13 protein-coding genes are annotated in these 11,162 nt (G+C 33.4%); all 13 read left to right on the forward strand.

Annotated elements, in window-relative coordinates; genetic code table 11:
- Positions 1–371: 371 nt before the first annotated feature.
- Entirely contained in the window at positions 372–698 is a 327-nt protein-coding gene (locus tag BUB63_RS11915) for a V-type ATPase subunit subunit G family protein (protein WP_073250008.1), read from the forward strand.
- Entirely contained in the window at positions 685–2,595 is a 1,911-nt protein-coding gene (locus BUB63_RS11920) for a V-type ATP synthase subunit I (protein WP_084106778.1), read from the forward strand. The genes BUB63_RS11915 and BUB63_RS11920 overlap by 14 nt, the downstream gene beginning before the upstream one ends.
- A 14-nt stretch (positions 2,596–2,609) precedes the next feature.
- On the forward strand, positions 2,610–3,116 hold the full coding sequence (locus BUB63_RS11925; protein ID WP_073250010.1) for a V-type ATP synthase subunit K: 507 nt from the start codon (positions 2,610–2,612) through the stop codon (positions 3,114–3,116).
- A 13-nt stretch (positions 3,117–3,129) separates the two neighbouring features.
- Positions 3,130–3,723, forward strand: coding sequence for a V-type ATP synthase subunit E (locus BUB63_RS11930; RefSeq protein ID WP_073250013.1), 594 nt, complete (start codon positions 3,130–3,132; stop codon positions 3,721–3,723).
- A 33-nt stretch (positions 3,724–3,756) separates the two neighbouring features.
- Positions 3,757–4,746 (forward strand): V-type ATP synthase subunit C, encoded by a 990-nt coding sequence (locus BUB63_RS11935; protein WP_073250016.1) that lies wholly within the window; start codon positions 3,757–3,759, stop codon positions 4,744–4,746.
- Positions 4,739–5,062: a V-type ATP synthase subunit F gene (locus BUB63_RS11940; protein ID WP_073250027.1), complete on the forward strand. Its 324-nt coding sequence runs from the start codon at positions 4,739–4,741 to the stop codon at positions 5,060–5,062. Before BUB63_RS11935 ends, BUB63_RS11940 begins: the two co-directional genes overlap by 8 nt.
- A 4-nt stretch (positions 5,063–5,066) precedes the next feature.
- Entirely contained in the window at positions 5,067–6,839 is a 1,773-nt protein-coding gene (locus BUB63_RS11945; RefSeq protein ID WP_027308408.1) for a V-type ATP synthase subunit A, read from the forward strand.
- Positions 6,832–8,214, forward strand: a complete 1,383-nt coding sequence (locus BUB63_RS11950) for a V-type ATP synthase subunit B (RefSeq protein WP_073250018.1) — start codon at positions 6,832–6,834, stop codon at positions 8,212–8,214. The genes BUB63_RS11945 and BUB63_RS11950 overlap by 8 nt, the downstream gene beginning before the upstream one ends.
- A gap of 2 nt (positions 8,215–8,216) precedes the next feature.
- Positions 8,217–8,855 carry a V-type ATP synthase subunit D gene (locus tag BUB63_RS11955; RefSeq protein ID WP_073250021.1) on the forward strand — a complete coding sequence of 213 codons (639 nt, stop codon included), beginning with the start codon at positions 8,217–8,219 and terminating at the stop codon, positions 8,853–8,855.
- Positions 8,856–9,005: 150 nt separating this feature from the next.
- Complete coding sequence (locus BUB63_RS11960) at positions 9,006–9,839, forward strand: BglG family transcription antiterminator (protein WP_027308405.1); 834 nt, start codon at positions 9,006–9,008, stop codon at positions 9,837–9,839.
- Positions 9,840–9,943: 104 nt separating this feature from the next.
- Positions 9,944–10,426 (forward strand): PTS sugar transporter subunit IIA, encoded by a 483-nt coding sequence (locus tag BUB63_RS11965; protein ID WP_027308404.1) that lies wholly within the window; start codon positions 9,944–9,946, stop codon positions 10,424–10,426.
- A gap of 44 nt (positions 10,427–10,470) precedes the next feature.
- Complete coding sequence (locus BUB63_RS11970) at positions 10,471–10,731, forward strand: HPr family phosphocarrier protein (protein WP_027308403.1); 261 nt, start codon at positions 10,471–10,473, stop codon at positions 10,729–10,731.
- 20 nt (positions 10,732–10,751) lie between these two features.
- Positions 10,752–11,162: phosphoenolpyruvate-utilizing N-terminal domain-containing protein (locus tag BUB63_RS11975; protein WP_278299009.1), on the forward strand; the 411-nt coding region annotated here is incomplete at its 3' end.

The following is an 11,162-nucleotide window of genomic DNA, read 5'->3' on the forward strand; positions in this document are numbered from 1 at the left end:
TAAACTTTTTATTACATTTTCGAAGCCAATTTTATGAGTAAATTCTTTAAGCAATAACAATCCTGTATCAGAAGATAAGTCACCACCATCAAAATTTAATCGTATTTTACTATTGCTTTCTAAACAAATATCATATAAACTAAACATTGAGAACCCTCCCTTTGTTTGGTATTTGTTTAGCAACTATATTATAACAAATTTGGGCCCTCTTTTTCATGTTTTTATTTCACTTTTTAAGTGAAATGCAGTTTAGTAAAAAATTAAGTTAATATGGGCTATAGAACTCTTTTAAATAAATTCCATGAATAATTCAGGTTTAGTATAATAAAGTTAAAATTTTTTAAATATTCAATAATGAAGGTGGTGATACTTTGGCTCTTGATGTAGTGAAGAAAATTAGTGAGATTGAAAAGCAAGGGGAAGAATTAATTAAAGAGGCACAAAGGAGGGCAAATGATATTTTAAAAAATGCAAAGGATGAAGCAGAAAATATTAAACAAAGAGCCCAAGATAGTGCTGAAGTATATTACAAAGAGGTAATTGAAAAGTTTGAAAAAGAAGCCAAAAATCAAATTGAGCCAATGATAGATGATGCAGAAAGAAAGAAACAAGAAATAACAAATATACCAAAGGATAAGATGGAAAGAGCCGTAAATATGGTTATCGAGAGGATAGTGAATAGTTATGGCAATAGTTAAAATGAAAAAAGTAACCATAACAGGTGCAAAGGAAGATAAATATAAGATTTTAAAGGCTCTTCAAAGGGCATCTGCAGTTGAGGTTATAGACCTTAAGGAAATAGTAAAGGAAGAGTTAGAAGGAATAAGTTTTGAAAATAAAACAATAACTGAAACTGAATTTAACTTTAATAGGGTAAAGCAGGCATATGAATTTCTAAGAGCCTTTAGTGATAATAAAAAGGGAATATTGCAAAAGAGAGAAGTATTGGATGCTGAAAAGTTTGAAGATTTTGCAAATACCTTTAATTGGATGGATTTAAGCAACAGTGCAAAATCACTTGAAGAAGAAATAAATAATCTAAAGGCTAAAAAATCAAAGCTTGAATTACAAATTGAACATTATGAGGTTTGGAAAAATCTTGATGTATCCTTAGAGGAACTTAATAAGTTAAAGAGAGTATCCTACTTTATAGGTACTGTAGCTAAAAAATATGAGGCAGAATTGTTAAATGAATTTAAAAACATAGATGGCATCTACATAGAGAGGATATCAGAAAAGCAGCAGGATTTAAATATCTTTGTAGTATGCCACAGGGATGACTATAATCAGGTATATGAAATACTAAAGAAGTATGGCTTTACTAAGCTTACACTTGAGCTTGAGGATACTCCGAAGAATATTATAACTAAATTAACTAACGAGATTAGCGATATTGAAACAAAAGAAGAACAAACAAAGAATGAAGCAGTAAAGCTTTCAAAAAGCCTTGATGATTTAGAAAAGGTATATGATTATTTTAGTTCTCAGCTTGAAATTGAAAGACAAACATCAAAAATAATAAATACGAAAAAATCTGTTATTTTACAAGGATGGGTGCCTGAAGAGAAAATTGGCATACTTGAAAAGTCTATAAATAAATTCAATCTTCAGGTTTATTTAGAAGTAGAGGATGCAAAGGAGGAAGATAACCCACCGGTATTATTAAAGAATAATCCTTTGATTGAGCCTTTTGAAGCAATTACAGAAATGTATGCACTACCGCTTCCAAATGAAGTAGATCCAACACCAGTATTAGCACCATTTTTCCTACTATTCTTTGGAATGATGATGGCTGATGTTGGTTACGGATTGTTGCTTGGTGCAGTAAGTTTATTTTTACTTCTTAAGGCCGATTTGAGCGATTCATTGAAGAAGATGGTTAAACTTTTAGCATTAGTAAGTGTTCCTACAGTAGTGTTTGGTGTTTTATATGGAAGTTTCTTTGGTGGTATTATTAAAATGAAACCACTATGGGTTGACCCTGTGGCTGACCCAATGACAGTTTTAAAATATTCGATAGTATTTGGTATAATTCACCTTTATGTAGGTTTAGGAGTTAAAGCATACCAATTAATCAAAGAAGGAAAGATTCTTGATGCTATATTTGATGTATTCTTTTGGTATGGTTTAGTTTCAGGTTTAATTTGGCTTCTACTTGGTGGAGGAAAACCAGCACAAATAATATCAATATTAAGTGCATTAGGACTTTTATTAACCCAAGGAAGAAGCAACAAGACACTTGTTGGTAAATTCTTTGGAGGATTATATGGATTATATGGAGTGACTGGTTATTTAGGAGATGCTCTATCTTATTCAAGACTATTGGCATTAGGTTTAGCATCAGGGTTAATAGGGTGGTCCTTTAATTTGTTGATAGGTCTTTTAGGAAAAGGTGCAGTAGCCTTTATATTTGGACCAATCATATTTATAGCAGGACATACATTTAACTTTTTAATAGGTGCACTTGGAACATTTGTTCATACTTGTAGATTACAATATCTTGAATTCTTTGGTAAGTTCTATCAAGGTGGCGGAAAGGCATTTAAGCCTTTAAAAATATCAACAAAATTTATAAAAGTAAAAGAAGAAATTTAAAGGAGGAGTCAATTATGGAATTTACAACATTCGTTGAATTTTTAAAACAAAATGGAGGTTTAATCTTTGCACTTCTTGGTGCAGCACTTGCAGCATTATTTGCAGGAATTGGTTCAGCTAAGGGTGTTGGTATTGTTGGTCAATCAGCAGCAGGCCTAATTACAGAAGATCCAGAAAAGTTCGGTCAATCCCTTATACTTCAAGTTATTCCAGGTACCCAAGGTTTCTATGGTTTTATTACAGCTCTAATTATATTAAATAAAATAGGTATTCTATCAGGAAATCCAGTAAATCTTACTTTAGGTCAAGGTTTAATGCTACTTATGGCTTCACTACCAATGGCATTTGTAGGATATAGTTCAGCTATATCACAGGGAAAAACAGCAGCAGCAGGTATTCAAATTCTTGCAAAGAGACCAGAAAAGATGTTCAATGGGGTTATTTATGCAGTTATGGTTGAAACCTATGCCGTTGTGGCACTTATAACTTCAATATTAATGATTGTTAACATAAAGCTATAAGGGAGTGGCTAAAATGAATGGAATAGATAGCCTAAAGGAGAGACTTTTAAGTGAAGATAGAATGAAGGCCTCAGAAATAGAATTAGAAGCGAGAAAAAAGGCAGAAGAAATTATACAAGCTGCGAATATAAAGGCAGCTCAAATAGAGGATGAATTAAGACAAAAGGCACAGAAGGATGGTAAGGATAAAAAGGAGAGAATGATTGCAAGAGCTGAGCTTGATGCCCGAAATATAGTTCTTCAAGCAAAGCAGGAGGCAATAGATTTAATCTTAAATGAAGTGATAAAAAAAATAGATAGTATGTCAAAGGAAGAATATTCAAATTTAATTAATAGAATGATTTTGAATAATGTAGAAACAGGAGAAGAGGAAATTGTACTTTCAATTAAAGATAAGGATAGGGTACAGATTAATCTTGATGAAATAAACAAACAATTAGTATCAAAGGGAAAGAGAGGTCTTTTAAGATTAAATGGCGAATATGCTAATATCTCTTCAGGATTTATATTAAGAAAGAATGGACTTGAGATTAATTGTACCTTTGAAGCACTAATTAGAGGTTTAAGGGATGAGCTTGAGGCAGATATTGCTTCAATGTTATTTTAAATAGCCTCCAGTTCTATAAAAGGAGGGTGAGTAATGGATAATACTATATTTGCTCAATGTATAGCAAGAATTAAGGTTCTTGAAACAAAGATGCTTGATAGGGCAAAGATTGAAACACTACTTGAGGCGAAGGATTTTAATGAAGCAAAAAGAATATTACAGGATAGTGTTTATGGAGATTATATTAATATGCCATCATATGAAGATGGTTTAAAGAAGGCATTAGAAGATTTTTATAGAGAAATGGTTAAGATTTGCCCAGTAGTAGAGGTAGTAGATATATTTAGAACAAAGTATGATGCCCACAATATAAAAACTTTAGTTAAAAATAGGTTTTTACAAAAGAATTTAGACAGTATATTGATTGATGCTGGTACAATAGAAGTAAGTAAATTAAAGGATATTTTTAAGGACGACAATTTACGTGATTTATATGAAGTTTACAGAGATGCTGTCTTTAAGGCAATTGATGAATATAACTCAAACAAAAATCCGCAGGATATAGACATAATTATTGATGCTGCAATGTTTAAAAGGCAGCTTGAAATAGCAAAGGAAACAAGAATTAGTTTTATTAAGGATTATATTCAGCTACTTATAGATGTTTATAATATTAGAACATTTATAAGAGCAAAGGAACAAAATAGAGAAAGAGATTTTTTAAACAAGGTACTAATAAAGGGTGGAAAGGTTGACCTTGACGTATTTATAAATAATTTTATTGAAGATATAGAAAACTTTTCAAACAAGGTATTCCACACAGAACACTTTAAATGGTTAAAGGAAGGATTAGAGGAATATATAAAAACAAAGGATTTAGGAAGAATTGAAAAAATGGCTGATAACTATTTAATAAGTGTTCTAAAAAATTCAAAATTTATTAGCTTTGGGGCAGAACCAGTAGTTGCATATATCTATGCAAAAGAAAATGAAATTAAAGTATTAAGAATTATATTAACAGGAAAGAAGAACGGTGTTGGTGCAGATACGATAAGGGAAAGGCTGCGTGATATATATGTATAAGATAGGAGTTGTAGGAGAAAAGGACGCAGTGATAGCCTTTTTATCCCTTGGTATGACTGTAAGTGCAGTTGATACGGTAGATGAAGCTATTAGAGCTGTGGATAAAATGGCAAGGGAAGGCTACGGATTGATATTTTTAACAGAAACTTTTGCAAAGGATATGGAGGAAACACTACTTAGATATCAAAATCAAATGGTTCCTGCAGTTATATTAATCCCTGGTACTCAAGGAAGCCTTGGAATAGGTCTTGCAAAGATTAGGGATAATGTAGAAAAAGCTGTCGGTGTAGATATATTATCAAAGAAGGAAGGTTGATAGCTTGAAGTACGGTAGAATTATTAAAGTTTCCGGTCCTCTTGTTATTGCTGAGGGAATGGAAAATGCAAAGATGTTTGACGTTGTTAAGGTTGGTAATAGAAGATTAGTTGGTGAAATTATTGAAATGAGAGGGGATAGAGCCTCTATTCAGGTATATGAGGAAACATCAGGTCTTGGAATTGGTGAACCAGTTGAAACAACTGGAGAACCTCTTTCAGTTGAACTTGGACCTGGGCTTATAGAAGCTATGTTTGATGGTATTCAAAGACCTCTTGATGCTGTTATGAGGGTTGCAGGAGATTTTATAACAAGAGGTGTTGAAGTCCCATCACTTGATAGAGAAAAAAAGTGGTACTTTAAACCAACAAGGAATGTTGGAGACTATGTTGTTGCAGGAGACATTATAGGGGTTGTTCAAGAAACAACTATAATTGAACATAGAATAATGGTTCCCTACGGAGTTGAAGGTGAAATTGTAGAAATAAACGAAGGTGAATTTACAGTAGTTGAAACTATTGCAAAGGTTAAAACTCCAAAGGGAGAGATTAAGGATATAATTATGATGCAAAAGTGGCCTGTAAGAAAGGGAAGACCTTATAAGGGCAAAATTCCACCAGCAGAACCAATGCTTACAGGACAAAGAATTATAGACACCTTCTTCCCAGTTGCAAAGGGAGGTACAGCTTGTATCCCAGGGCCATTCGGAAGTGGTAAGACAGTTGTACAACATCAGCTTGCTAAATGGGCAGATGCAGAAGTAGTTGTTTACGTTGGATGTGGAGAACGTGGAAACGAGATGACAGACGTTCTTATGGAATTCCCAGAGCTTAAGGATCCAAAATCTGGTGAACCACTTATGAAAAGAACTGTTTTAATAGCAAATACATCAAATATGCCGGTTGCAGCAAGAGAAGCATCAATTTATACTGGTATAACAATTGCTGAATATTTTAGAGATATGGGATATTCAGTTGCTATAATGGCGGACTCAACTTCACGTTGGGCAGAGGCATTAAGAGAAATGTCAGGACGTCTTGAAGAAATGCCAGGTGAAGAAGGATATCCAGCATATCTAACTTCACGTGCTGCAGAATTCTATGAAAGAGCTGGTAAAGTTTACTGTCTTGGAAGTGATGAAAGAATAGGAGCACTTACTGTTGTTGGTGCTGTTTCACCTCCAGGAGGAGACCTATCAGAACCAGTAACCCAAGCTACGCTTAAGATAGTTAAGGTATTCTGGGGGCTTGATTCAAACCTTGCATATAGAAGACACTTCCCAGCTATAAACTGGTTATTGAGTTATTCTCTGTACTTAGATAAGATATCAAATTATATTGAAGAGCAAGGGCATAAAGGCTGGGGTGAAATGACAAGAGAAGCTATGAAGATTCTTCAAGAGGAAGCAGAACTTCAAGAAATAGTAAGACTTGTAGGTATAGATGCACTATCAGAGAAGGATAGATTAACTTTAGAGGCTGCAAGGTCACTAAGGGAAGATTACCTACATCAAAATGCCTTCCACGAAGTTGACACATATGCTTCACTAACAAAACAGCTAAAGATGTTAAAACTAATATTAGATTTTTATCATCTTGGACAAGAAGCATTAAAGCAGGGTGTATATTTAAGTAAAATAACTTCTCTTCCTGTACGTGAAAAGATAGCAAGAGCAAAATATATACCAGAAGCAGAAATGGCAAAAATAGATGAAATATCCTCAGAACTTCATATGCAGATGGATATACTTGTGAAGGGAGGAGAAGTAAATGCTTAAGGAATATAGAACTATAAGAGAAGTAGCAGGTCCACTTATGCTTGTTGATCAAGTAGAAGGGGCAGTCTACGATGAGCTTGTTGAAATAGAAACTCAAACAGGTGAAATAAGACGTGGTAAGGTACTTGAAATAAACGGAGATAAAGCACTTGTTCAGCTATTTGAAAGCTCAGCAGGAATTAATTTAAAGGATAGTAAAGTTAGATTTTTAGGAAAGACGCTTGAACTTGGTGTCTCAATTGATATGCTTGGAAGAGTCTTTGACGGACTTGGAAGACCAAAGGATGGAGGTCCTAAGATAATTCCAGAGAAGAGACTTGATGTTAATGGTAACCCATTAAATCCTGTGGCAAGAGACTATCCATCAGAATTTATTCAAACAGGTATATCAGCAATAGATGGACTAAACACTCTTGTTAGAGGACAAAAGCTACCTATATTCTCTGGTTCAGGTCTTCCACACGCAAATCTTGCAGCACAGATTGCAAGACAGGCAAAGGTTTTAAATGCAGAGAGTAAATTTGCGGTTGTGTTTGCTGCTATGGGTATTACATTTGAAGAGGCAGACTTTTTTATATCAGACTTTAAAAAGACAGGAGCTATAGATAGGGCAGTTCTTTTTATAAACTTAGCAAATGACCCTGCAATTGAGAGAATTGCAACTCCAAGAATGGCATTAACTTGTGCAGAGTATTTGGCTTATGAAAAGGGAATGCACGTACTTGTTATAATGACTGATATGACAAACTACTGCGAAGCCCTAAGAGAAGTATCTGCTGCAAGAAAGGAAGTTCCAGGTAGACGTGGATATCCAGGATACCTTTATACTGACCTTTCAACTCTATATGAAAGAGCAGGTAAGATTAGAGGAAAAGAAGGATCAATTACACAAATACCAATATTAACAATGCCAGAAGATGATAAGACACACCCAATTCCAGACCTTACTGGATATATTACTGAGGGACAGATTATATTAAGTAGAGAGCTATATAGAAAGGGAGTAATGCCTCCAATAGATGTACTTCCATCCCTATCAAGATTAAAGGATAAGGGGATTGGTAAGGGTAAAACAAGAGAAGACCACGCAGATACAATGAACCAGCTCTTTGCTGCATATGCTCAAGGAAAACAAGCTAAAGAGCTTGCGGTAATACTTGGAGAATCTGCACTTTCAGATATAGATAAGCTTTATGCAAAGTTTGCAGATGAGTTTGAAAAGAGATATGTATCACAGGGAGAATATGAAAACAGAAGCATAGAAGAAACCTTAAATATTGGTTGGGAACTTCTATCAATATTACCTAAGTCAGAACTAAAGAGAATTAGGGACGAGTATATAGAGAAGTACTTGCCTAAAAAAGGGGATGAATAGGTATGAGATTAAATGTTAACCCAACCAGAATGGAGCTATCTAAGCTTAAAAAGCGTTTGGTTGTAGCAAAGAGAGGTCATAAACTTTTAAAGGATAAGCAGGATGAATTAATGAAAAAGTTCATTGATTTGATAAAAAAGAACAATGAACTTAGAATTAAAGTAGAAGAAGAGTTAACAGAATCTTTAAAGGAGTTTATGATGGCAAAGGCAGTTATGGGTTCTGAAATACTTGAAGAATCAATAATTATGCCAAGTGAAACAATAAACCTTGAAATAGCAAAGAAGAATATAATGAGTGTAAACGTTCCGGTTATGAAGTTTATAAGAGAAGGAGCAGAGGGTGCAAGTATATACTCATATGGATATGCATTAACTACTGCAGAGCTTGACGGTGCAATAAATAAACTTTATAATATCCTTCCACAGCTTTTAGAACTTGCTGAGATAGAAAAGTCTTGTCAGCTTATGGCTGATGAAATTGAAAAGACAAGAAGAAGAGTTAATGCTCTTGAATATGTAATGATACCTCAACTTCAAGAAACAATAAAATATATAACAATGAAACTTGAAGAAAATGAAAGAGGTAACTTAACAAGACTTATGAAGGTAAAATCTATGATGGAACAAAGAGGAGTTTAAATCTTGGTGTTTATGTTAGTGCTATGAACAAAACTGTTCATGGCACTAATTTATGTTTTTTATATACTTCTCAATTTTGTAAATAAAAAGGTGTTGAATTTTTATTTTATTTTTATTAAAATAGTAGTATCCTAATAAGGAGTAATGATTATGGAAGGGTATGTAGTTACTAAAGTATTGAGTAACAATGTTGTTATAACACAAAAGGGCGATGAAATTTTTGTTCTTACAGGTAAGGGAATAGGGTTTGGTAAGAAGAAGGGTGACCCTATAACTGAGAAGGACATAATAGAACAAAAATTTATTCAAATAACAAATGAACATAAAGAAAACTATGACAGATTATTAAAGACAGTAAATGATGAAATAATTGCAGTATCTGAAGAAATAATTGAACTTGCAAGAGAAAGATTAGGTACTGAATTAAATCCTCATATTCACATTGGGCTTACAGACCATATTAACTTTGCAATAACCAGATTAAAGGAAGGAATAAATATTATAAATCCCTTTGAGATGGAAATTAAAACTATGTATCCTACAGAATATTCAATTGCAGAGGAAGCTATAGAACTTGTAAAAAAAAGAATAGGAGTAGAACTTCCAGAGTCGGAAAAAAGCTTTATAGCATTGCATATTTATTCTGCAAAAGTAAATCAAACAGTTGGTGAAACATTAAAATATACTGAAATAGTAAAAGATGTGATAGATTTTATACAGAGGGAGTTAAATATAAAAATAGATGAAAAATCCCTTGATTATATTAGATTGATATCTCATCTAAGATACGCACTCTATAGAATTGAAAACAATAAACCAATTAAAAATATATTATTGGGTTCTATCAAAAGACAGCTCAAGGAAGAATACAAGCTTTCAAAGAGGGCTTGTGAAATTATAGAAAAAAAGTTAGATAAAAAGGTACCCGAAGATGAAATAGGGTATATTGCAGTTCACCTTGGTAGAATTAAAACTAATTCATAGGCGTGTTACTGATTCGATCAGGCATGAGCCTAATAAAACCGCAAGGTTTTATTAGCTTATGCCTTTTTAATTTTAAAATATTCAAAAAATGGGAGGTAATTACAATGTTTGGTTTCTTCAAAAAGAAAAACAACGGGATAGAATTAAATGCACATATGGTTGGTACTGTAGTAGAACTTGTAAATGTTCCAGATGAAGTTTTCTCTTCAAAAATGCTTGGTGATGGAGTTGCAATTGAACCAAAAGAAGGTGTTTTATATTCACCTTGCGATGCTGAAGTAGTTCAAGTTTTCCCAACAAAGCACGCAGTTGGATTAAAGACAAAGGAAGGCCTTGAAATACTTCTTCATATTGGTATTGATACAGTACAAATGCAAGGAGAAGGATTTGAAGCCTTTGTTAAAGAGGGAGACAAAGTTAAAAAGGGAGACAAATTAGTTGTATTTGATTTAAATTTAGTAAAGGAAAAAGCAAAATCAACTATAACACCTATGCTAATTACAAATATGGATATGGTTGAAGAGCTAACTGTAAATAGTGGCGATGTTAATTCAAATTCAGTAGTTGCAACTGTTAAGGTGAAATAATTTGTGTATAAATGATAAAAATAAAATAAATGGAGGTAGTTAATATGATGGAAAAGAAGATAGTTATTCAAAATGAAACAGGAATACATGCAAGACCAGCAGGAATAATAGTAAAAGAGGCTGCAAAATTCAAGTCAGCTATAACAATTGAAAAGTCAGGAAAAGAATACAATGCAAAAAGCATAATGAGCCTTATGACTATGGCTGCAAAGAAGGGTGAAGAAATAGTAATAAAGGCAAATGGAGAAGATGAGGCACAAGCTATAGAAGCACTTACAAACCTTATATTAAATGGCCTTGAATAATTCTAAGGAGGAGAAGCTAAATGTTAAAGGGAATAGCTGCGTCATCAGGAGTAGCTATCGGCAAGGCACTTGTAATAGTAGATAAAGAAGTAGAAATAGAGAGAAGAGCTATAGATAATATAGAGGCTGAAACTACAAAATTACAAAATGCTGTAGCTACTGCAAAGGAGCAACTTGAAAAAATAAAAGAGATAGCAAGAGAAAAAATAGGTGAAGATAAGGCACAGGTTTTTGAAGCACATCTTATGATGTTAGAAGACCCAGAATTTATTGGTGCAGTTGAAGCACAAATATCATCAGAATCAATCTGTGCAGAGTATGCATTAAAACAAACTGCTGATATGTTTATCTCAATGTTTGAGTCAATGGATAATGAATATATGAGGGAAAGAGCAGCAGACATAAGAGACGTAAGCAAGAGAATAATAAAC

Origin of the sequence: Caloramator proteoclasticus DSM 10124 (assembly GCF_900129265.1) — a bacterium.
Taxonomy (GTDB): Bacteria; Bacillota; Clostridia; order Clostridiales; family Caloramatoraceae; genus Thermobrachium; species Thermobrachium proteoclasticum.

Excerpts from the sequence above, each read along its gene's own strand:
- BUB63_RS11965 (WP_027308404.1), top strand. The coding sequence starts at position 9,944 with ATGTTTGGTTTCTTCAAAAAGAAAAACAACGGGATAGAATTAAATGCA.
- BUB63_RS11960 (WP_027308405.1), top strand. The coding sequence starts at position 9,006 with ATGGAAGGGTATGTAGTTACTAAAGTATTGAGTAACAATGTTGTTATA.
- BUB63_RS11935 (WP_073250016.1), top strand. The coding sequence starts at position 3,757 with ATGGATAATACTATATTTGCTCAATGTATAGCAAGAATTAAGGTTCTT.
- BUB63_RS11920 (WP_084106778.1), top strand. The coding sequence starts at position 685 with ATGGCAATAGTTAAAATGAAAAAAGTAACCATAACAGGTGCAAAGGAA.
- BUB63_RS11930 (WP_073250013.1), top strand. The coding sequence starts at position 3,130 with ATGAATGGAATAGATAGCCTAAAGGAGAGACTTTTAAGTGAAGATAGA.
- BUB63_RS11940 (WP_073250027.1), top strand. The coding sequence starts at position 4,739 with ATGTATAAGATAGGAGTTGTAGGAGAAAAGGACGCAGTGATAGCCTTT.
- BUB63_RS11955 (WP_073250021.1), top strand. The coding sequence starts at position 8,217 with ATGAGATTAAATGTTAACCCAACCAGAATGGAGCTATCTAAGCTTAAA.
- BUB63_RS11925 (WP_073250010.1), top strand. The coding sequence starts at position 2,610 with ATGGAATTTACAACATTCGTTGAATTTTTAAAACAAAATGGAGGTTTA.
- BUB63_RS11950 (WP_073250018.1), top strand. The coding sequence starts at position 6,832 with ATGCTTAAGGAATATAGAACTATAAGAGAAGTAGCAGGTCCACTTATG.
- BUB63_RS11970 (WP_027308403.1), top strand. The coding sequence starts at position 10,471 with ATGATGGAAAAGAAGATAGTTATTCAAAATGAAACAGGAATACATGCA.